Source organism: Gilvimarinus chinensis DSM 19667, assembly GCF_000377745.1.
Taxonomy (GTDB): domain Bacteria; phylum Pseudomonadota; class Gammaproteobacteria; order Pseudomonadales; family Cellvibrionaceae; genus Gilvimarinus; species Gilvimarinus chinensis.
In genome coordinates, this window is record NZ_KB898713.1 from 107,275 (window position 1) to 128,592 (window position 21,318).

17 protein-coding genes and 1 riboswitch are annotated in these 21,318 nt (G+C 51.8%); of the genes, 5 read left to right on the forward strand and 12 right to left on the reverse strand.

All coding sequences use genetic code 11. The annotated features are described in order from the left end of the window. Positions 1-58 precede the first annotated feature (58 nt). The gene (gene pnp, locus D568_RS20570) at positions 59-2,212 is read left to right on the forward strand and encodes a polyribonucleotide nucleotidyltransferase (RefSeq protein ID WP_020210817.1); all 2,154 of its coding nucleotides are present in this window, start codon (positions 59-61) and stop codon (positions 2,210-2,212) included. Positions 2,213-2,295: 83 nt separating this feature from the next. On the opposite strand, the gene D568_RS0117025 is transcribed toward pnp, so the two are convergent. Continuing rightward, on the reverse strand, positions 2,296-2,937 hold the full coding sequence (locus D568_RS0117025; RefSeq protein WP_020210818.1) for a ChrR family anti-sigma-E factor: 642 nt from the start codon (positions 2,935-2,937) through the stop codon (positions 2,296-2,298). Beyond that, positions 2,934-3,518, reverse strand: coding sequence for a sigma-70 family RNA polymerase sigma factor (locus tag D568_RS0117030; protein ID WP_020210819.1), 585 nt, complete (start codon positions 3,516-3,518; stop codon positions 2,934-2,936). Before D568_RS0117030 ends, D568_RS0117025 begins: the two co-directional genes overlap by 4 nt. Positions 3,519-3,852: 334 nt before the next feature. Between D568_RS0117030 and D568_RS0117035 the strand changes: the two genes are divergently transcribed. Continuing rightward, a complete protein-coding gene (locus D568_RS0117035) occupies positions 3,853-5,688 on the forward strand; it encodes a fasciclin domain-containing protein (RefSeq protein ID WP_020210820.1) in 1,836 nt (611 codons plus the stop codon). A 106-nt stretch (positions 5,689-5,794) separates the two neighbouring features. Here D568_RS0117035 and uca read toward each other — a convergent pair whose 3' ends face one another. From uca to D568_RS0117065, 6 genes are all read right to left on the reverse strand, one after another. After that, positions 5,795-9,409, reverse strand: a complete 3,615-nt coding sequence (gene uca, locus D568_RS0117040; RefSeq protein ID WP_020210821.1) for an urea carboxylase — start codon at positions 9,407-9,409, stop codon at positions 5,795-5,797. An 85-nt stretch (positions 9,410-9,494) separates the two neighbouring features. Next, positions 9,495-10,145 carry an urea amidolyase associated protein UAAP2 gene (locus D568_RS0117045; RefSeq protein WP_020210822.1) on the reverse strand — a complete coding sequence of 217 codons (651 nt, stop codon included), beginning with the start codon at positions 10,143-10,145 and terminating at the stop codon, positions 9,495-9,497. Between the two features lie 10 nt (positions 10,146-10,155). After that, positions 10,156-10,872, reverse strand: a complete 717-nt coding sequence (locus D568_RS0117050; protein ID WP_020210823.1) for an urea amidolyase associated protein UAAP1 — start codon at positions 10,870-10,872, stop codon at positions 10,156-10,158. Continuing rightward, a complete protein-coding gene (locus D568_RS0117055) occupies positions 10,869-11,660 on the reverse strand; it encodes an ABC transporter ATP-binding protein (RefSeq protein WP_020210824.1) in 792 nt (263 codons plus the stop codon). Before D568_RS0117055 ends, D568_RS0117050 begins: the two co-directional genes overlap by 4 nt. Further along, positions 11,657-12,478, reverse strand: a complete 822-nt coding sequence (locus D568_RS0117060) for an ABC transporter permease (RefSeq protein ID WP_020210825.1) — start codon at positions 12,476-12,478, stop codon at positions 11,657-11,659. The genes D568_RS0117055 and D568_RS0117060 overlap by 4 nt, the downstream gene beginning before the upstream one ends. Before the next feature lie 40 nt (positions 12,479-12,518). Next, a complete protein-coding gene (locus D568_RS0117065) occupies positions 12,519-13,559 on the reverse strand; it encodes a putative urea ABC transporter substrate-binding protein (RefSeq protein WP_020210826.1) in 1,041 nt (346 codons plus the stop codon). Between the two features lie 93 nt (positions 13,560-13,652). After that, positions 13,653-13,758: riboswitch (guanidine-I (ykkC/yxkD leader) on the reverse strand. A 382-nt stretch (positions 13,759-14,140) separates the two neighbouring features. On the opposite strand from D568_RS0117065, the gene D568_RS0117070 reads away from it, so the two are divergent. Both D568_RS0117070 and D568_RS0117075 read left to right on the forward strand, forming a co-directional pair. Then, on the forward strand, positions 14,141-16,531 hold the full coding sequence (locus D568_RS0117070; RefSeq protein ID WP_157497971.1) for a DUF1631 family protein: 2,391 nt from the start codon (positions 14,141-14,143) through the stop codon (positions 16,529-16,531). Between the two features lie 4 nt (positions 16,532-16,535). Further along, positions 16,536-16,880 (forward strand): hypothetical protein, encoded by a 345-nt coding sequence (locus D568_RS0117075; RefSeq protein WP_020210828.1) that lies wholly within the window; start codon positions 16,536-16,538, stop codon positions 16,878-16,880. Here the strand turns inward: D568_RS0117075 and hemL are convergent. From hemL to hemJ, 4 genes are read right to left on the reverse strand one after another with little or no spacing between them, the layout of a single operon-like run. Continuing rightward, positions 16,870-18,162 (reverse strand): glutamate-1-semialdehyde 2,1-aminomutase, encoded by a 1,293-nt coding sequence (gene hemL / locus D568_RS0117080; protein WP_020210829.1) that lies wholly within the window; start codon positions 18,160-18,162, stop codon positions 16,870-16,872. The two genes, D568_RS0117075 and hemL, sit on opposite strands and share 11 nt — an antisense overlap. Beyond that, complete coding sequence (gene thiE, locus D568_RS0117085) at positions 18,159-18,812, reverse strand: thiamine phosphate synthase (protein ID WP_020210830.1); 654 nt, start codon at positions 18,810-18,812, stop codon at positions 18,159-18,161. Before thiE ends, hemL begins: the two co-directional genes overlap by 4 nt. A 42-nt stretch (positions 18,813-18,854) precedes the next feature. Further along, a complete protein-coding gene (thiD, locus tag D568_RS0117090; protein WP_020210831.1) occupies positions 18,855-19,673 on the reverse strand; it encodes a bifunctional hydroxymethylpyrimidine kinase/phosphomethylpyrimidine kinase in 819 nt (272 codons plus the stop codon). A 42-nt stretch (positions 19,674-19,715) separates the two neighbouring features. After that, a complete protein-coding gene (gene hemJ, locus D568_RS0117095) occupies positions 19,716-20,138 on the reverse strand; it encodes a protoporphyrinogen oxidase HemJ (RefSeq protein WP_020210832.1) in 423 nt (140 codons plus the stop codon). Between the two features lie 131 nt (positions 20,139-20,269). Between hemJ and argC the strand changes: the two genes are divergently transcribed. Then, complete coding sequence (gene argC / locus D568_RS0117100) at positions 20,270-21,316, forward strand: N-acetyl-gamma-glutamyl-phosphate reductase (RefSeq protein WP_020210833.1); 1,047 nt, start codon at positions 20,270-20,272, stop codon at positions 21,314-21,316. The last annotated feature ends 2 nt before the right edge of the window (positions 21,317-21,318 follow it).

Here is a 21,318-nt window from a genome sequence, read left to right on the forward strand (position 1 = left end):
TTGGCTGAAGAAGCTTGCGTACAAAGAAACGCATTATTGGTAAGTAAAGGATAGAAGAGTGAATCCGATTATTAAGAAATTTCAGTATGGTGACCAAACTGTAACCCTAGAAACTGGCCGCATTGCCCGCCAGGCGTCCGGTGCAGTCATGGTGACCATGGGCGAGACCACCGTATTGTGTACGGTAGTGGGCGCCAAAGAAGCAAAAGCAGACCAGTCGTTCTTCCCGCTGTCTGTTCACTATCAGGAAAAAGCCTACGCTGCCGGCAAAATTCCCGGTGGTTTCTTCAAGCGTGAAGGTCGTCCGTCCGAGAAAGAAACCTTAACCTCACGTTTGATCGACCGCCCTATTCGTCCGCTGTTTCCCAACGGCTTTATGAACGAAGTACAAGTGGTTTGTACCGTAATGTCTACCTGCAAGACAACCGATCCGGACATCGCTGCGATGATCGGCACCTCGGCTGCACTGGCGGTATCCGGTATTCCTTTTAGCGGCCCGATTGGTGCGGCGCGTGTGGGTTACACCACCGATGGCGGCTACCTGCTGAATCCGAGCTATGAAGCGCTGCAAACCTCTGAGCTGGACATGGTTGTGGCCGGTACCTCTGAGGCGGTACTGATGGTGGAATCTGAAGCCAACGAGCTGCCAGAAGACATTATGCTGGGCGCGGTACTCTACGCTCACCAGGAAATGCAAGCCGTTGTCCAGGCCTGTGCCGAACTTGCCCGCGACGCCGGTAAGCCACAGTGGGAATGGCAGCCAGAGCCCGAAAACACGGCGCTGTTGGATGCGATCCAGCACGGTTTCTCCGAGTCTATTGGTGTTGCCTACCGCATTACCGATAAAGCCAAGCGCTATGATCGTCTGTCTGAGCTGCGCAGCCAAGCGGTTGCCGAGCTGGTTAAAGAAGGCGGCGATGTCAGCGAAGAAGACGTGAAAAAAGTCTTCGGTAAAGTTGAAAAATCCATTGTGCGCTCTCGCATTGTTGACGGTGAGCCGCGTATTGATGGCCGCGACCAGAAAACCGTTCGCGCTATTGATGTAGAAGTGGGTGTACTGAACAAAGCTCATGGTTCTGCGCTGTTTACCCGCGGTGAAACTCAGGCGTTGGTTGTTGCCACCTTGGGTAACGCCCGCGATGCGCAAATCATCGACGCCCTGGAAGGCGAGCGCAAAGATCCTTTCATGCTGCACTACAACTTCCCTCCTTACTCAGTGGGTGAGTGTGGTCGCATGGGCGCCACTGGCCGTCGTGAAATTGGTCACGGTCGCTTGGCCCGCCGCGGTATCGGCGCTGTACTGCCCGATCAAGAAGCCTTCCCTTACACCATGCGTGTGGTGAGCGAAATTACCGAATCTAACGGTTCCAGTTCTATGGCCTCGGTCTGTGGCTCATCGCTGGCATTGATGGATGCCGGTGTACCGCTGAAAGCCCCCGTGGCCGGTATTGCCATGGGCTTGGTGAAAGAAGAAGAAAAGTTCGCGGTTTTAACCGACATTCTGGGTGATGAAGATCACCTGGGCGACATGGACTTTAAAGTGGCCGGTACGTCTTCAGGTATCACTGCCTTGCAGATGGATATCAAAATTGAAGGCATTACCGAGCAAATTATGGAAATCGCTCTTGAGCAGGCGCTGCAAGCGCGTTTGCACATCTTGGGCGAGATGAACAAAGTGATTGCCGAGTCGCGTGAGAATGTTAGCGACAACGCCCCACGCTTTGAAACCATGAAAGTTCATCCAGACAAGATTCGCGACATCATTGGTAAAGGCGGTGCGACTATCCGTTCTATTACCGAAGAGACTGGCGCGTCTGTTGATATCGATGACGATGGCACGGTTAAAGTCTACGCGGACGACACCAGCGCGCTGCAAGCGGCCGTTGATCGTATTCTGGGCATTACCGCTGAAGCCGAAATCGGTGAAATTTACGAAGGTACCGTAGTTCGCATTGTGGACTTTGGTGCGTTTGTGAACTTCCTGCCCGGCAAAGATGGTTTGGTTCACATCTCGCAAATCGCAGAAGAGCGCGTTAATAGCGTGAGCGATTATCTGAAAGAAGGTGAGGTAGTGAAGGTTAAGTGCTTGGACGTTGACCAGCGCGGCCGCATTAAGCTGTCTATCAAAGAAGCGAAAGCGGAAGAAGCGGGCAACGCCGAAGCGGCGCCTGTAGAAGCTCCAGCTGCAGAAGAGGCTGGCGATAAAGAGTAAGCCTCTTTTTCACCAGAGTTAAAAAAACCGCGCTTTTGGGCGCGGTTTTTTATGCCTGTTGTTTAGATGGGCTGTGCCGTCAGTTACCAACGTAAAAACGGATTTAACAAACGATAGAATCGGCCCACAAAATAAATAGGAGCATCCAGCACCGTGAGGCAAATACAGTCTTCGTTTTGCAAAGCCGTAGGCGTGTGGCTATGGCTCGGGTCGCGGCTGATGAAATCCCCTGCGTGGTAAACACCCAGCTCGTCGGAAAACCCACCTTGCAAAATTACCGTTAACTCCTGGCCTTTATGAGAGTGTTCGGGTACGCGTGCACCGGCGCGAATCTTTTGTAGCGCAATGCGAAAACCTTTTGCTTCTAATACTTTGGTTAGATCGTATTCGTGGATATCTCGTGTCTGCTTGTGCCAATCGATACGATCCAGCGGCTGGGGTAAAAAAGCCTGCAACGGATTAACATGGCGTGCATGAGTTTTTGCAGCCTCGCTTACCGGAGCTTTATCCATATCGGCCATAAAATCGTCAAAACCCTGCACTTCAAGCTCGCGCGGTTCCGCCTGGGACAGTAAGGCCCCTCCCAGGTTGTTAAACTGCTTCACCTGACTGCGGCAGTGTTGGCACATAAATAAATGCACGGCCACGGCCAGTGACTGTGGCATTGGTAGCGTCCCAGCGGAATAATCCATAAGGGTGATCTCATCTGGGTGATAACCGCTCATAACTCTTTTGCCTCTAGCATCACACGAAGTTTTTGCATGGATAAGCGCAAACGCCCCTTGAGTGTTCCTAAAGGGATGTCCAGCTCGGCTGCCACTTCCTGATGGGTTTTACCTTCGTAATACACTTTTCGCACCGCAATCATCTGTTCTTCTGGTAGCTCACCAATCGAAGCCTGCAAATGCCGCTGCGCGGATAGTTCCTGAATGGAGCTGATGGTGTTGTCCTCTGTGGGAATTTGCCATAGCTCTTCAGTTTCTACCTTGATTTCCGCCTTCATACGACCGTTACGGCGCAATAGATCAATTCTCTGGTTACGGGCTATGGTAAATATCCACGTGGATACCGATGCCAGTGAGTCGGTGTATTTATCGGCGCTACGCCATACGCTGGTCATGACTTCTTGCACCAATTCATCGGCCTGTTGGCTGATGCCTTGGTTTATAGCATAGGCTTTTACACGTGGCGCAAAATACTCATAAATCTCGCGAAAAGCCGTTCGGTCTTTTTCTCGCGCGACTCGATGAAGTAGGTCTATCCACTTTTGGGTGCGTGGGTCTTTCTGGCCGCCTGGGGCAGTCATAGGTCTGACCTTTGAAGGAGTAGCTGCAGGGCTGGCCATGGGTTCCGTGTCCTCAAATGCTTGTTTTGATGCTGAAGATACGGTGTGACTGGCCTTTTGGATCAGCAGCATAGCATGTTTGCGGATTCAATTAATTGATGATTTTCGCGACATCTGAAGTTGAGGGTAATTTATACCCAAACATCTCTTACGCTCACTGAGTTGCAAGTGATCAGTTTTTTCAATCTAACACGACAAAAATCTCGAATAATTCATTTTTCTTTGATCTTTACGTTTTGCTTTCGCGTAACCGGCCTTGTGAGACAAACATTAATAACTTTGCAGGAGAAGAAAAATGAACCAGCTATCAAAGAAATGCGTGGCTGCGGTTGCCCTGGTGATAGGGTTAGTAGGCTGCGGCAGTGATGATGACGATCATGTAGCTCCGCCACCTACAGAAACGGAAGCGAATACCATCGTAGATGTGGCAATGGACAGTGGTAATTTCACCACCTTGGTTGCAGCCTTAGAGGCGACGGGGTTGGACGAAACGCTGGATGATGAAGAGGGTACCTTCACGGTATTCGCGCCCACTGATGACGCCTTTGCGCTGCTGGGTGAGGAAACAATCAACGGACTTTTATCAGACACCGACACTCTATCGGACATTTTGCTTTATCACGTTATCGTTGACGCTGAGGTAGACGCCTCTGCAGCCATTGCCAGTGCTGGCTCTACCGTTGAAATGGCGAATGGGAAAAGCGTTGGCCTTTCGCTGGAAGGCGAATCTTTGATGGTGAACCTTGCCATGGTAACCACCACGGATATCGAAGCGGATAACGGCGTTATTCACGTTATTGATGCGGTGCTAATGCCACCGGCAGATCGCGGTGAGCCGACAATGAACATTGTGGAAACGGCGGTTGAGGCCGGCAGTTTCACCACCTTGGTTGCCGCTTTGCAGGCCGCGGGCTTGGATACGGTCTTGGCAGATGAGAGCCAAACGTACACGGTATTTGCACCCACCGACGACGCTTTTGCGATGGTAGGTGAAGAAAATATCAACGCTCTGCTAAACGATACGCAAGCGCTGGAAGCGGTGCTGCTGCAACATGTGGTAAGTGGTGCGGAGCTGTCTTCGATTGATGCTTACGCGGCCAACGGCACACAAGTGGAATCGGCAAGCGGTGCCAATGTTTTGGTTGATATTGTCGATCGCATGTTAACCGTTGGCGGTGCAAAAGTTGTGACGTCTGACATCTACACCACCAATGGTGTCATTCATGTGATCGACACCGTCATTGTGGGCGATGTCGAGCTGCCCGCGCCGCCACAATCGATTGTTGACGTAGCGATGGAAGCTGGCAGCTTTTCAACCCTGATTGCGGCGTTACAGGCAACGGGTTTGGACACCACCTTAGCGGATTTGGATGGCGAGTTTACGGTGTTTGCGCCTACCGATGACGCGTTTGCCGCACTTGGGCAGGACACCATCGATGGCCTGCTGGCAGACACGGATGCCCTGACCGACATATTGTTGTATCACGTAATTGTAGATGGTGAAGTGTTGGCCGATGCCGCTATTGGCGTTGCTAACTCCGATATGCCAAAAATTGAAATGGGTAACGGTGATATGGCGGCGCTGTCACTGTCCGATGATAGCTTATACGTGAATACATCGATGGTTGCTCAGCCTAATGTGATGGCGGATAACGGCGTTATTCATGCGATTGACCAGGTGCTGATGCCGCCCGCTGAAATGGGCATGCCGATGGACAACATCGTGCAAACCGCAGTGAATGCCGGTAACTTCACAACATTGGTAACGGCGTTGCAAGCGGCTGGACTGGATGCGACTTTGGCGGACGAAAATGAAACCTTCACCGTGTTTGCACCCACTGACGCTGCGTTTGAAAAAATCGACAGCGCTACTCTGGATGCGCTGCTGATGGATACACCCGCGCTGACTCAAGTGTTGCTGCAGCATGTCATTCAAGGTGCGGCAGTAGACTCTGTGACCGCTTTCACCTTGAACGGCACCAGCGTAAACACCGCAGCCGACGAAGACGTAACCATTGAAATCGTTGACGGCATGCTGCAAGTGCAGGGCTCGAACGTTGTCATGTATGACGTCTACACCAGTAATGGCGTAATTCATGTGATTGATACGGTGATTACTGAAACTCTGTAATCATTTTGACTGGGTGATTTGTTTAAACACGTCGGCGGTGTAAACCGCCGGCGTGTTTGTTAGCCCTCTGTATTCTCGTTGGGACAGTGCTGCGTTACGATATCAATTACTCGGATATTACTACCAATGATTGCCCGGGCTTAACAGCTCCTCCTGTGTTTTTTAAAACTTGCTTAACCGTGCCTGACACCGGGGCTGAAATATTAATTTCCATTTTCATGGATTCGAGAATCAGCAGAGTTTGACCCGCCTCTACGGTGTCCCCCTCTTCCACCAGTACTTGCCATACGCTTCCAGAAACGGAGCTGTCTACAAGGGTATCTCCATCGGCCAAGTCCAGTTCGCTTTCGGTTTCGTTTTGTTCAATGGGGGTAAAGTTGAACTGTCCATCGGCGTGCCAGCGCTCAAGCTCTTCATCAAAAGCTTTCTGTCGATGAGACTGAAACGCTTGAATGTCCGAGTCATGATCGCTAATAAACTGTTCGTAGTCCGATAAGCTGAATTCGGTTTGCTCGATTTTGATGGGGTATTGCCCACGGGGAAAGTCGCGACGCATTTGTTTTAGCTCATCACTGCTGACCTCGTAAAAACGTATTTGATCAAAAAAGCGCAGTAGCCAGCGCTGATCAAACGCGGGCGTTTTACGGTAGCGATTCCACATTTGAATAGTACGCCCCACAAACTGGTACCCTCCCGGGCCTTCCATACCGTAAACGCACATGTAGGCGCCGCCGATACCCACGGAGTTTTCCGCCGTCCAGGTTCGAGCGGGGTTGTATTTGGTGGTCACTAAACGGTGGCGCGGGTCCATGGGGGTTGCTACTGGTGCGCCCAGATACACATCGCCCAGGCCCATTACCAAGTAAGAGGCATCGAAGACGATGTCTTTAACGTGTTCGATGCTGTCCAGACCGTTAATGCGGCGGATAAACTCCAGGTTGGAAGGACACCAGGGCGCGCCCGGGCGCACGCTCTGTTCGTATTTGGCGATGGCCTCGCGGCAGGCTTCGTCGTCCCACGACAGTGGCAGATGCACAATCCGCGAGGGAACGCTTAGCTCGGCAATTTGTGTGGCGAGATACTTTTCGCCTTTTTGCAGGTGGGCGATGAGTTCATTCAAAGACGCCTGTTGGCTATCGTAATGGATTTGCAGCGAGCGAATTCCGGGAGTGAGTTCGCGCATCCCTGGCAGGGGATTTTTCTCCAGCCATTGCATTAAGGCGTGAGCGCGAAAACGCAGTTTGATGTCCAGCTGCAGTGGTCCGTACTCAACCAGCAAAAAGTGATCGCCCGCGACTCGGTAATTGACGTCTTCACCGACTTCGCTAGCCGGTAGGTGGGCGACAATAGGCGAGGGCAGGTTATCGGCCGTCAGGGTTGCGACTGGCGCGGTGCTGGCGGATAACTGGGCGATTGATTCGCGCTGCGTCTTTTCAATCGCCACCGCCGTTTCTACGGTAACAGGAACAAAACGAACGGTGTCGCCCGCGCGCATTTGACCCAGCTTCCATAAATCTGCGGTAATCACAGTGGCAGGACAGACAAAGCCGCCTAAGGATGGTCCATCGGGCCCCAAAATGACCGGCATGTCACCGGTGAAGTCCACGGTGCCAAAGGCATAGGCGTTATCATGAATGTTGGACGGGTGCATACCGGCTTCGCCGCCGGTAGTGCGAGCCCATTCGGGCTTGGGGCCATTTAGTCGTACGCCAGTGCGGCTTGAGTTGTAGTGGACTTCCCAATCGGTGGTGAAAAAGGTGTCGATATCGCCATCGGTAAAAAAGTCCGGCGCGCCGTGGGGCCCGTAGACTACGCGCAACTCCCACTGGTTGCTGATGCCGGGCTTCAGCTGTTGAGGAATTTGCGCTTCTTTTACTGGCGACACTTTACGGCAATGAAGAACATCGCCCGCCAGCAGCGCACGACCATTGTGCCCACCGAACTGACCCAAGGTAAAGGTAGAACGCGAACCCAAGTAGCTGGGGCATTGAATGCCGCCGGCTACCGCAAGGTAAGCGCGAGCGCCCTGTTCGCTAACGCGGCCCAGGGTTAAAGTTTGCCCGGCTTGTACGGTAAAAATCTCCCAGCTGGATACCGGCGTGCCATCCAGCTTTGCATCGATGGCGGCACCGGTTAACGCACACTGGGTGTCAAAGCCAAATTGTAAGCTGGGGCCCGCTACGGTAATTTCCAATGCGGCCGCTTCGCCGTCGTTGCCCAACAGCTGATTGGCCAGACGGAACGAGTAGTTGTCAAAAGGCCCTGAAGGCGGAACACCGATGTGCCAGTAACCGCTGCGACCAGGAAAGTCCTGAATCGTGGTTTGCGTGCCGCCGGATAACACATCAATACGCGCCTCGGCAAAGCCGCGGTCGTTAAGGTAACGTGTGGTAATTTCGCCCTCGATAAAAACTGGCTCGTCCAAAAGTTCAGTGACATACGCTTTATTGGTTTCAATGCCGTACAGCTTGGAGCTTATTAAAGTGGTTTTTAACAGCTCAATGGCTGATGTGCGGTTTTTACTCTTGGTAATCACCTTAGCCAGCATGGGGTCAAAATAGGGGGATACCTCCAGACCGGACTCAATCCAGTGGTCTATACGAACGACTTTATCGTCGCTGCGCTCGTTACTCGGAAAGCTGATCTCACTTAACAACCCGGCGCTGGGCTGGAAATTTTTTGCCGGATCTTCGGCGTAAACACGCACTTGAATCGCGTGGCCACTAGGCGTTAATTGGGCAAACTCCTGCTCAATATCCAGTGCCTCTTCGGCGGCCAGCCGTATCATCCAGGCGACTAGGTCCAGCCCCCAAACTTCCTCGGTAACTCCGTGTTCAACTTGCAGGCGAGTGTTGACCTCAAGAAAATAAAACTTTTCGTCTTTGGCGTCGTAAATATATTCCACGGTGCCTGCGCCGCGATAATCAACCGCGGCCAAAAGTCGCGCTGCCGTGTCGTGCATGGCGTGGCGCAGCGGCTCGGGCAGGTTGGGGGCCGGACACTCTTCAATGACTTTTTGGTTACGTCTTTGGCTGGAGCAATCGCGCTCGCCAATGGCAACCGCTTTGCCTTTGCCGTCACCAAAAACCTGTACTTCAATATGGCGGGCCTGGCCGATAAATTTTTCTAAGAAGACGCGATCGTCGGAAAAGTTATTGGCGCCTAACTTGCGCACAGAATCAAAACTGTCTTTAAGGTCTTGTTCGCTTTCGCACAGTTTCATGCCAATGCCTCCACCCCCGGCGCTGCTTTTTAGCATGATCGGGTAGCCAATCTCGGCGGCCGCTTTCAGTGCGTCCTCTAAAGAGTCGAGCAAGTCGGTGCCCGGCACCAAAGGCACAGCATTTTCTTCGGCAACCTCGCGCGCCGTATGCTTTAAGCCGAATACATTCATTTGCTCAGGGGTCGGGCCAATAAAGGCAATGCCCGCGCTTTCACAGCGCTGCACGAACGTGGGGTTTTCACTGAGAAAGCCGTAGCCCGGGTGAATGGCTTGGGCGCCGGTTTTTTTGGCAATTTCGAGAATTTTTTCTTGCGCAAGATAAGTGTCGGCAGCGGCACCTTCGCCTAAGCTATAGGCTTCGTCCGCCTGGCGAACGTGCAAGCTGGCGGCGTCGGCCTCGGCGTACACGGCTACCGATTGGATGCCCATCTGGCGCAGGGTGCGAATGATGCGGGCGGCGATGGCACCCCGGTTGGCAATTAAAACTTTGTTAAACATAACTGGCTCCGCGGGTCGTCCCGGCAATGCCTTTTTCTCAGAGGTCGTCCTCTGCGGCAATTCTGTTCAGTTTTTGTGTGTGGACTTAGGCCTGCGCGTCCCAAACAATCATCTCGACTGGTGTGGGGTTGTAGCCGTTGCACGGGTTGTTCAGTTGTGGGCAGTTAGACATAAGCACCAAGACGTCCATCAGTGCGGTCATTTCGACGTACTTTCCCGCACCGGAAATACCGTCGGCAAACGTTAAGCCACCCTCGGCGGTGACAGGCACATTCATAAAAAAGTTAATGTTGTGGGTAATGTCTCGCTTGCTAACCCCGTACTCGGGATGTTCGGCAACGGCCAGCATCCAGCTGTCGCGGCAGGCGTGCATGCAGCGTTTTTCCAGGTCGTAGCGCACGGTGTTGCTTTCCGTTGCGCAGGCGCCGCCCAAGGTGTCGTGACGGCCACAGGTATCGGCGGTAATTTCCAGCATCGGGTTGTTTAAGTTGCTGCGCAGTACGCTACCCGCGGTTAAGTACACATTGCCCTGTTCGCGAATGGTATCGGTAGCGCTGTAGCGCTCGGAAACATCGGCGGCATTAAAGAATAAAGTGTCTGCCGCCTGATTACCTTCTAAGTCAAGAATGCGTAACGTCTGGCCTTTTTTTAACGGTGCAAAGTAGTAATCGCCCGCGCCTATGGTGTGGTGCTCTACAGCATTTTCCGGTGACAGTTTGCTTTCTAAAATGGTCATATCTGCCTCGTTATATTCCGATGTGGTAAAGCGCGTTATTGGCAAAGCCCCGGGCGTTTTCCGGGCGTGAATTCAGACACAGGTCATCTTCTTTGATTGCAGCGGCCTCGCCCAAATCGATGCGAATGTCTCCGCGTGGATACTCGGCACTGGCATCTAATGGGTGAGGGCAAGTGTGCAGTATGACGAGAGTATCCATTTCAAAACGAAGGTCGACGCTTGCACCGGCTTGGTTGGCACTAAAATCCAGGGCCAGGACACCATTGTCATCGGTGGCGACCTTGCTGAACCAGTTGACGTTGGCCGCTAAATCGGCGCGACCTAAACCGTACTTGGCCAGTTCAACCAAAAACGCATCAAAGCCATTTTGCAGCCAGTCATTACTTTGGGTTTGATAATCCCGCTGGCCCCAGCTTTTTTCCACCATGGCTTTGTGGCTGGTGCCGCTGACGGTGTCGTGCCAGCCAAAAGTGTCGTCAGTGATGGAGGCGAAAATACGTCCCATGTCTGAGTACAGGCAGTGTCCAGCGGTCAGCTTGAAAGTGTGTTGGCACTTGAGTGAGTCGGGGGCGTTGTAGCGTTCTAATAAGTTGCGAGGGTTGTAGAACAACATACCCACATTGCCTGCGCCACTCAAATCGGTCAGGCGCATGGCACTGCCGCGACGCGCTTCAAAAGACCAGTGGCTGGCACCGGGTAGGGTGGTGGTGTAATCAATGTTTTTCACGCTGATTCTCCAGTGATGTTACTTTCTTCAGACTTGTTGATGTTTTGTTGCATTTGGGCCAGAGCGTCTGCGGGGATTTCACCCACAGGTAAGTCGTAGGTAATTTGTGCGCCCCAGGCGCCCGGTGCTTGGGGGTCGTGACGAACTTTGTCGAAAACCCACAGGCGAGTTCCTAAATAGAAGCCCTCTGACAAATCGTGGGTTACCATAAATACGGTCAGGTTGTGCTCGCGCCACAGCTCCAGAATAAGTTGGTGCATGTCGGCACGAATGCCCGGGTCGAGCGCGCCAAAGGGTTCGTCTAAAAGCAGCACCTTGGGTTTGCGGATCAGGGCCTGGGCAATGGCGAGGCGCTGGCGCATCCCGCCGGATAGCTCGTGGGGGTATTTGTCGGCCGCTGGGGTCAGGCCCACTTTTTCCAATAGAGCGTGGGCTTCTTCGCGCACCTGCTTTTTGCGTCCGCCGAAAAGTTTACCCAGCAGTGGCGCGCGCTCAAATTCCCGCGCGATCATCACATTTTCCAGAACGCTTAGGTGTGGAAACACTGAATATTGTTGAAACACAATGCCGCGGCTTTGATCGGGTTCATCCGGTATCGGTTGGCCGTCAATAAGCAGCTGACCGCGAGTGGGTGACTCCATGCCCAGCAACATTTTTAAAAACGTACTTTTACCGCAACCGGAGGTACCGACTAATGTCACAAACTCGCCGTCGTTCACGGTTTTGCTGATGTCTTCCAGAACGACGTTATCGCCGTACTCTTTCCACAGGTTTTTAATTTCAATCATGCTTTACCTCCTTGGTGGTGCCAGGGGAAAGCGAGCTGGCTGGTTTTGGCGAGCAGCCAATCGATAATAAAGGCCAGTAGAGTAATCCAAGCCACATAGGGCAGAATCACATCCATGGACAAGTAACGGCGCACCAGGAAGATGCGATAACCCAGGCCGTCGGTGGAGGCAATGCCCTCGGCGGCGATTAAAAACAACCACCCGGCACCCAGTGAGAGACGTACAGCGTTAATTAAACGGGGCATGAGTTGCGGTACCAACACACGCCAGACAATATGCCAACTGCTGGCGCCGAGGGTTTGTGCTTTGATTAATTGTTCTCGGGGAATTTCCAGTGTGCAGCGCTGAATATCTCGTGCGATGAACGGTGCAACGCCAAAAATAATTAATGCAACCTTCGACAGCTCGCCTAAGCCAAACACGATAAATAAAATAGGCAGCAGCGCCATGGGTGGAATTAGTGAGATAACAGTAATCAGCGGTGCCAAAGGGGCGTAGGCTGTCGGCAAAGCGCCGGTGAGCAGGCCGAGGCTAAACCCGATTAGAGCGGCAATACCAATGCCGAGACCTAAGCGGGTCAGGCTGGACAGAGTGTCTTGCCAGAACAGGTACTCACCGGTGCGCTTGCTGGGTTCGAAAGCCAGGCGCGATATGGCATCGCCCATTTGTTCGAAGCTGGGTAGCAGTTTGTCATTGGGGTTGGCCTCTAAACGTGCATCCGATGCTATGACGTAAAGCAGCAGGATTAACGCAAAAGGCAGCAGCCCTAATAAAACTCGAGCGGGTTTTGATGGGGTTAAATTAACCAGTCTTTTCATTCTCGTCTCTCAGGCGGGGCGTTGCCCCGATTCGGAGGTATTAGAGCTTGCCGTCGGCAGCCATTTGCATGTAGGTAGTATCAAAACGCAATTGGGTGTTGTGGCTGTTGCCATAAGTACCTTGTGGACCTTCTACGCCGATAAATCCCGCATCCGGCGCGCCATCACCTAGCAGGCCATGATCAAACGAGAATTCAGCCACCTTTTGCATGGTATTCAGCAGTTCATCGCTGTTAACGAGTTTCAGGGCGTCGGAAGGAAGGTAAAACATGTTGGTTTTGGCAAGCTGCGCTTCATAGCCCGCTCGATCGCTGCCTGAAGCATTCCCCATAGCCGTGCGTGCAGCAATACCGGCTTCATCATCGGCGCTCATGATGCTCATAATTTCGTACCAGGCACCGACTAAGGCTTTGCCCAGCTCGGGGCTAGCCTCAAGAGTGCTGGTGTTAACGACCAGCAGGTCCATAATCTCGCCGGGAATTTGCGATGAGTCGAACACTAAGTTGGCATCGTCTTCGGCGAGAATGGTATTTAGCAGAGGATTCCAAGTGGTAACGGCACTCACTGAGCCCGAGTTGTACAGAGCCACCATATCGGCGTCAGAGGTGTTGACCACTTGAACATCGGCTTCTGTCATTGATTCGGTTTCCAGCGCTCGCGCAAGAAGATAATGTGAAACCGAGAGTTCAACCAGATTAACGCGTTGCCCTTTAATGTCGGCCAGCTGGTCTTTGCTGCGTAAAACTACGCCGTCGTTACCGTTGGAGAAGTCCCCTACAATCAAAGCCGTGCTGTCTACCCCGCTAGCCGCGGGAATAGTGAGGGCATCCATGTTGGTCATGGTGCAGGCATCAAATTCGCCAGCAGTGTATTGATTAATCGATTCGATATAGTCGTTGATTTGTACTACATCAATCTCGATACCGTATTTATCGGCCCATTTGTCGACGATTTTTTGTTCGGCGCCATAGCCCCAAGGCATCCAGCCTACATAAATGGACCAGCACACTTTAAAGGAGTCGGCCGCTTGGGTGTTTATGGAAAGCAGCAGAGTTAGAGCGGCTAAAGACAGCTTTTTCATAGCAAACCTCCGAGGGTTTTACTTAGGTTACTGGAGCACTTATTTTGGCAATCAGGCCAATTCGATAGCCATTAATCATTCAATGGCCACTAAGTCTCCCGGGCTTTTGTCCCGCCGTGTAACCCCCGCTTCGAAGGTCGAAAGCTCTCGGACCAGTCACGAGGTAGGTAGTCTCGCCGGAACCCTAGCTTTCTATTGGTACAAATTGTCGATTGTCCCTACTTGCCAATGCAGTGCGGACATAGTCGATGTAGTGATTAGCAATTTAAGGACCAACAGCAGAATGCTGAGCTGGTTTGCACCAAAAGTAGCTCGTAGCAGGAGAAGCTACCAGGTGGCTAGGGGTGCTGTGCCGCCGTTGGCGCCCCTTGTTGGTGCTTATGCTCGCTGGCGTGGTCTTTTTTGGTGCCCTTGGTTGGGTAATAATGTGTAATAGGATTGAGAGCTATAGAAGGCTAAGATCAAGTCAGTGTGCGTCAGCGCACAAACTCACATATACTCACAAATATTAACGTTCTTAGGGTGCAAAAAGCCTGCGTAGGCGGTGCTCGCATGAGGCGGGGGGGATGGATTCAAAAGCTATGAGTAATTCAACCGGAGATGGTGTGCCACCGATGGCCGATCCATCAAAGTCGCCACACGCCTATAATCCACTACCGCCGACCCAGATTAAACGCTGTCTGGACGCTTGTATTTCTACCACGAATAACTTTGTGGCACAGGGGTTTCCTCAATTTCTAAACGATTGGATTGCTTCAGTCGAAAAGCGCGAAGAGAATGCTCGCTCTAATAAAGAGCAACTGGCGTTGGCCGAGATTGTTAAATTGCTGCAACAGCGTGCGATGGATATGCAGGCCCATTATCTAGAGCTACTGCAGCAATGTTTTCTGGACTTTTCACATCAGAGACTTACAACCGCGACGGGGCAAGAGCGTTTTATCCGCAATGAAGGGCTAACCCTGGTGGATAATTCTGAGTTGGAAGAAACCATTGCTATTACCTCTATTTGTCATCGCAGTGATTCACAGCTCTCAGAAGTGTTATGGGCTTTACATCAGCGCTTGGCTTTGCTCAATGGTGGGAAAAAAATAGATGAGCGTGGCAATCCGGTTAGCCCAATTCAATTCTGCGATGCTTTGCGACGCACAATGCAAGGGTTGAATTTGGATGTGCGCACTAAAGTGGTGGGCTATAAGCATTTCGAGGCAGCCCTCATAAAACCGTTGGTGGGGCTGTATGACGACTTAAATGCTTATCTTGAAAGTGAAGGGATACTGCCCAACCTTCGCTACAGTGCTGTCGTTCGGCAGGATGTTGAGTCAGGCTCACAGAGTACACCGTCCCAGACCGATCAGAGTCATGAGCCAGATCAACAAGAGGAGGTTCGTACGCAAGAGTCTGAGCCCTCTGCCCCAAGACGACGAGCCACAGATCGGATCTTCGATGACGCCGAAAGGCGTAACCCTGGGCAATATCAGCAAGGTCTGGTAAGCGCCATACAGCTTCTGCAAAAACATTTGGGGGCCAACACACTAACGGCAGGTCAAACACACTCTCAGGTTCCCCTTAAGGGCGTACCTGAGGGACCATCCACAATGGGCTTATCTGAGGGAACGACCAAAGGTTCCGCCTTAGCTACGGAACCTTTGGTCGGTGTAGTGGGGGTAATGCAGCAACAACTCGCCAGTCAAGCCAAGGGGTTTGCCGATGTTGGTATGGGCGATTTACAGCCGCAACCCGTCGCAACAGTGTCAAATCAATTGGTTGCAGAGCTTCAAAAAAGTGCTGGCAAAGATGGCCGTGCAGATGAAATGCACACTATTGAACTCGTGGGCTTATTGTTTGAATATATTCTTTCCGATGACCAATTGCCCGATTCTGTTAAAGCGCTGCTTAGTTACCTTCATACGCCAGTACTGAAACTTGCCTTTATCGATAAAGATTTTTTCGAAGATGTAGATCACCCTGCAAGGGTACTGTTGAACCAGATGGCGGAAGCCGGCGCCCGCTGGATTAGTAATGACGGTACTAGCCAATACAATATATATGAAAAGATAAAAACGACAGTCTTCCAGGTGCTGGAAAAATTTGGTAACGATGTGAAAGTCTTTGCTGAGGCCTCATTGGATTTTAGTTCATACATTCGCAATGTTTCTCGCCGCCAAGATTTAATGGAAAAGCGTGCCATGGAGAAAGCTCGCGGCGAAGAAAAGTTACGCGAGGCGAAAATTTTAGTGAATTCAAAAGTTTCACAGCTCATAGACGGGCGCGATCTTCCATCGCCAGTGCTGTTGTTGCTTTTGCTACCTTGGTCTGATTACCTGTCTTTCGTGATACTGCGTTATGGCTCCGACTCTGATGCTTGTCAGCGTGCATTGCAGGTTGCACAAGATTTAATTTGGAGTGTCGAGCCCAAGCTTCTCGAAGTGGATAAAGTGAAGCAATTGGAGCTGCAAGAGAGGCTGCAGTCGGCTCTGCAGGCCGGGTTTGAAACTATAGGGTATGAGCAGAATAAATCCCGAAAATTGCTTGATGCAATTGCAGCGCTACAGCAACTGGCCCTTAAAAGTCAAAAAGCAGAGCCAGCTCCGGAACCCATGCGAGTGAAGCTGGAAACCATGGCGGCGGAAAAAGCGGGTAATGTGCATACTGAAAGTAGCAAGGCTACCGCAGAAGAGTCCCAGTTAATCGAAAAGCTGAAATTGATAGAGTTTGGAACCTGGCTTGAGGATGACAACGGCAAGCGAATTAAAGTTGCCTGGTATAACCATAAAACCATGCACTATATGCTGGTAGACCAGCAGGGGCGTAAGGTGGCTATGAGTTCTGCCCTTCAGATGGCTCGCGCTATGATTGCTGGTAAATTGCGGATCATTGCCGGTAGTACCAAGCCATTTTTTGAACGCGCTTTGGAAAATATATATCACAGCTTAAACGCGAGGGCTTCGGGCGAGTTGTTAAACCGCGAGTAAAACTATGGACGAGCAACCAAAAAAAGAGGGGCGTCGTCAGCAGCGCCCGGGCGCTGGTCAAAATGTTGATGTCTATGACAACACGTTAGATGCATATCTGGGGCGCCTGGTAAATATTCACAGCGAAGGGTTAATGCTTATTGGTGACCAGCCCTTTGAAGAAGACAGACTTTATCGGCTTGATCTACATCTGTCTGAACCAGTTAATGAGCGTAACAGCATTCAATTGGGCGTAGATTGTTTATGGGCAAGGAATGCTGACGATAATGGTAAGCATTGGGCGGGGTTCAGCATTATTGATGCATCCCCCCAGGCCCTGGAAGATATAGAAACCTTATCTAAGCGTTAACCTTTAATGCCGCAAAAACCTCGGCGGCAGTGGCGATGGTCTTATCAATATCCTCATTGGTGTGGGCTTGTGACATAAACCCTGCTTCGTATGAGGCAGGCGCTAGGTAAACCCCTTTCTCCAGCATGCCGTGAAAAAACTGATTAAAAAGGTCGGTATTGCAGGCCATAACCTGGCGATAGTTGCTTACCTGTTGCGCGTCGGTAAAGAAAAGGCCAAACATACTGCCGACGCTATTGGTTGTGAGTGGAATGCCGGCGAGCTGTGCTTCTCGGGTGATGCCATTAACCAGCCTTTGTGTTTTCGCCTCAAGGGTGGGGTAAAAGTCTGGGTCTTGTAAACGTGTCAGAGTTGCAATGCCCGCAGCCATGGCCACTGGATTACCAGATAATGTACCCGCTTGATAAACCGGTCCTTGCGGAGCTATGTGCTCCATAATTTCTCGTTTGCCACCGAAAGCACCCACTGGCATGCCGCCGCCAATAACTTTTCCTAAGGTGGTAATGTCTGGTTGTACGCCGTAATACCCTTGTGCTCCGGTCGCGCTTACTCGAAAGCCGGTCATGACTTCGTCAAAGATTAAAACGCTGCCGTGCTCATCGCACATCTTACGTAGGCATTCTAAAAAGCCGGGCAGTGGCGGAATGCAGTTCATGTTTCCGGCCACGGGCTCAACAATCACGCAGGCCACTCGCTCGCCCTGTTGGGCGAAAAATGCCTCCACCTGTTCAATATCATTGTAATTCAGTGTGACGGTGTGTTCCGCTAGCACAGCTGGAACACCTGGTGAGCTGGGTACACCCAAGGTCAGCGCACCGGAGCCGGCTTTGATAAGCAGAGAGTCTGAATGGCCGTGGTAACAGCCTTCGAATTTTACAATGGTGTCTCGTTTGCTGTAAGCGCGGGCTAGGCGAATGGCACTCATGGTAGCTTCGGTGCCGGAATTAACAAACCGGATAAGGTCCAAGCCCGGCAAAAGTTCGCAAACCATTTTTGCCAGAGTTGTTTCTTTTTCTGTTGGTGCGCCAAAAGTCAGTCCTGACTGCACGGCTTCAATCACGGCACGGATTACGTCGGGATGACTGTGTCCTAAAATCATTGGCCCCCAAGACTGCACATAGTCAATATACTTTTTGTCGTCCACGTCCGTGACGTAAGCACCTTCAGCGCTTTGTAAAAAAACCGGGGTTCCTCCTACGGCTTTAAAAGCTCTTACCGGAGAGTTGACGCCGCCAGGAATACATTGAGCGGCTTGCGCAAACAGGGTTTTGGATTGAGTCATAAAACGCTCCCCGCGTTTTGGTTCAAGTTGAGTGAAAAGCTTTGGCTGTATTTTACGGTAGATGCCGCATGATAGATGCCTTCGCATACAGCGGTGTAGCTTGCACCGTGTGATATAACTTGGGTGGCATTATTTTGATTGATGCCTCCAATAGCGACAATCACGACGTTGGGCCAGCGATTTCTGGCTTGGGTAAGTAACTCCATTGGCGCAGCGGTTGCGTTTGGTTTGGTGGTTGACGCAAAAAAGCGGCCAAAAGCAATATAGTTAGCGCTATCGTCTAGAGCGTTGGCGGCGAGAGTCAGGCTGGAATGGCAGGTTACGCCGATAATGGCGTTTGGGCCTAGGCGCTGCCGAGCGTATTTTATGTCGCCATCACTTTGGCCCAGGTGAACGCCATCGGCACCGATTTGGCTTGCGAGATCAATATCGTCGTTAATCACTAACTTTGCCTTGAAGTCGCGGCAAAGTTCTTTCAGTTGCGTGGCCTCTGCTAGTCGCTTTTGAGTGTTGGTAGATTTGTCGCGGTATTGAACCAGGCGACACCCCCCTTTGAGTATCTGTAGTGTTTTTTCTGCCAGCGCATCGCCGCTGAAATGATGGCAGTCGGTGATGGCATATAGGTAATTAGGAGGGGATAGGCTCAGCATGGGCGCAAGTTTACCCAGCGCAGTAGTTCAGTGCAAAGTCTCTCAATGATTGTTTTGACACCAGAATAATCGATTGGGAGTGCAGTGCCCCATTCCTAGACGCCGGCTTGCTCGTAAGCTGTTCCAGGTAAACAGCTGCGCTTGTTCCACAGCATCTGTTAGCAGCAGGCCGTGGGCAAGGTAGGCGCTTAGACTGGCAGACAAGGTGGCGCCGCTACCGTGACTAAACTGCTGTACTCGGGGCCAGCGAAACTCCCGCGCCGGCTGGCTGGGGCGATAAAAGCAATTGATAATATGTTGCTCTGTGCGTTTAACACCGGTTATTAAAACCGAATCACAGTTGTATGCGAGCATCTCACGGGCGCAGGCAGCCGCGCTGTCTGCCTGGCGGGCCAGCTGTTGTGCTTCAACAATATCGGGAGTGGTGATACTGGCCAGTGGTAAGAGCAACTGCACAAGGGCGTCACTGAGCTTTCTCTCTGAGGAAGTTTCCGTTGGGCTTGAGGTCTTAATAGATAAGGTTAAGACGGGGTCTAGTACCACAGGGATGTGTGGGTAATCCTGCAGGATGCTGTGAACGGCCTCTATTTGATCTACCTGACAAAAATAGCCGAGCTTGATGGCTGTCACCGGCATATCTTCTAAGATCGCGCGCATCTGTTCAATGAGTAGGCTGGCACCGGTAGGTTGTAAATCTATGAGTTGCCGGGTATCGCGAGCACAAAGTGCTGTAATAATAGGACAGCAGTGCACGCCCAGGCTAAAAGAGGTTTCGATATCCGCTTGCACCCCAGTGCTTCCGGTAGGGTCGTGACTGGATAGCGAAATCATCACCGGTATTGTGCGATTCAATTCACTCATAGCAGCGGTTCTCTATGCTCTGCCATGAGTCTAGCACAGGCCTCAAAAAGGTTTGACCACCACCAGGATAACGATCGTTATCAATGCCAGTACCGGTAGTTCATTAAAAACACGAAAATATTTGTGGCTGCGCTGATTGCGGTCGCGAGCAAAGCGCTTTAGATGGGCACCGCAAAGGTGGTGGTACCCGACCAGTGCGAAAACCAAAACGATTTTGAGCCAAAACCAGTAGCTGGTTTTCAGATACATCCACTGAAAATGCACCAAAGCTAAGCCAAACACGATGGTGGCTATCATCGATGGCGTGGCAATGCCGCGATAGAGTTTGCGCTCCATGACTTTGAACCTATCGCGCCCTGGCTGATCTTCACACATGGCGTGATAAACAAACAGTCGTGGCAGATAAAACAGAGCTGCAAACCAGCACACCACAGAGATGATATGTAGGGCTTTAATCCAGAGCATATTAAGCCTCGTCGATTTTTGTCGCCATTATGCCAAAATCCAGCGGCTTGGGTCTCTGGAAATTTAGGGGTGGGCCTCTTATGATAGACCCCTTTGCCCGATTGGGGCGCAACTGAGAGTGAGGTTTGGCTGTGATTAAAGTGGGAATTGTCGGTGGTACCGGGTACACAGGGGTCGAATTATTACGTCTTCTGGCAAAACACCCGCAGGCGGAGGTAACGGTGATTACTTCGCGCGCCGAAGCGGGCATTCCAGTCAGCGACCTTTACCCGAATTTGCGCGGCCATGTGGATCTTGCGTTCACCGAGCCCGATGTTAATGCCTTAGGGCAGTGCGATGTGGTGTTTTTTGCTACACCTCATGGAGTGGCTCAAAATCTGATGCCTGCGCTCTTGGCGACCGGTACTCGGGTGGTGGATTTATCGGCGGATTTTCGTATCCGGGACGCAGAGCTTTGGGCGCGTTGGTACAACCAGCCTCACGGCTGCCCCGAGTTAATCGATCAAGCGGTGTACGGCTTACCAGAGCTTAACCGCGAGACCATCAAAAATGCGAAGTTGGTGGCATGCCCTGGTTGTTACCCCACAGCTGCGCAGCTAGGGTTAATGCCCTTGCTTGAAAACAACCTGGTGGACAGCGAGCAGTTGATCATTAACGCCGCCAGCGGTGCGACAGGCGCTGGACGTCAGGCGAAGGTGGGTATGCTACTGACTGAAATCAGTGATAGCTTTAAGGCGTATGGTGCCTCAGGGCACCGCCATCTGCCGGAAATTGAGCAGGCGTTGCGAGATATGCAGGGGGCTGGAAGCAAACCTGCACAAGTGACCTTTGTGCCTCATTTATTGCCCATGGTGCGCGGTATTCACGCCACCTCGTACGCCCGTGCGCTGGATGCCTCGTCACTTCCCGATTTACAGGCTTTGTATGAAGAGCGCTTTATGGATGAGCCATTTGTGGATGTGCTACCCGCCGGTTCTCACCCTGAGACCCGCTCGGTAAAAGGTTCGAATATGTGCCGCATTTCCGTGTGTCAGCCTCAGGGTCGAGATACCATTGTAATTATGTCGGTGATTGATAACCTCACCCGCGGTGCCTCCGGGCAGGCCGTACAAAATATGAACATCATGTTTGGTTTCGCAGAAACAGCAGGGCTGGATGTGGTGGCACTTCTGCCTTAATG

Coding starts and splice junctions, on each gene's coding strand:
- D568_RS0117025 (WP_020210818.1), bottom strand. CDS start 2,937: ATGAGCGGTTATCACCCAGATGAGATCACCCTTATGGATTATTCCGCT.
- D568_RS0117030 (WP_020210819.1), bottom strand. CDS start 3,518: ATGACTGCCCCAGGCGGCCAGAAAGACCCACGCACCCAAAAGTGGATA.
- D568_RS0117035 (WP_020210820.1), top strand. CDS start 3,853: ATGAACCAGCTATCAAAGAAATGCGTGGCTGCGGTTGCCCTGGTGATA.
- uca (WP_020210821.1), bottom strand. CDS start 9,409: ATGTTTAACAAAGTTTTAATTGCCAACCGGGGTGCCATCGCCGCCCGC.
- D568_RS0117045 (WP_020210822.1), bottom strand. CDS start 10,145: ATGACCATTTTAGAAAGCAAACTGTCACCGGAAAATGCTGTAGAGCAC.
- D568_RS0117055 (WP_020210824.1), bottom strand. CDS start 11,660: ATGATTGAAATTAAAAACCTGTGGAAAGAGTACGGCGATAACGTCGTT.
- D568_RS0117060 (WP_020210825.1), bottom strand. CDS start 12,478: ATGAAAAGACTGGTTAATTTAACCCCATCAAAACCCGCTCGAGTTTTA.
- D568_RS0117065 (WP_020210826.1), bottom strand. CDS start 13,559: ATGAAAAAGCTGTCTTTAGCCGCTCTAACTCTGCTGCTTTCCATAAAC.
- D568_RS0117070 (WP_157497971.1), top strand. CDS start 14,141: ATGAGTAATTCAACCGGAGATGGTGTGCCACCGATGGCCGATCCATCA.
- D568_RS0117075 (WP_020210828.1), top strand. CDS start 16,536: ATGGACGAGCAACCAAAAAAAGAGGGGCGTCGTCAGCAGCGCCCGGGC.
- hemL (WP_020210829.1), bottom strand. CDS start 18,162: ATGACTCAATCCAAAACCCTGTTTGCGCAAGCCGCTCAATGTATTCCT.
- thiE (WP_020210830.1), bottom strand. CDS start 18,812: ATGCTGAGCCTATCCCCTCCTAATTACCTATATGCCATCACCGACTGC.
- thiD (WP_020210831.1), bottom strand. CDS start 19,673: ATGAGTGAATTGAATCGCACAATACCGGTGATGATTTCGCTATCCAGT.
- hemJ (WP_020210832.1), bottom strand. CDS start 20,138: ATGCTCTGGATTAAAGCCCTACATATCATCTCTGTGGTGTGCTGGTTT.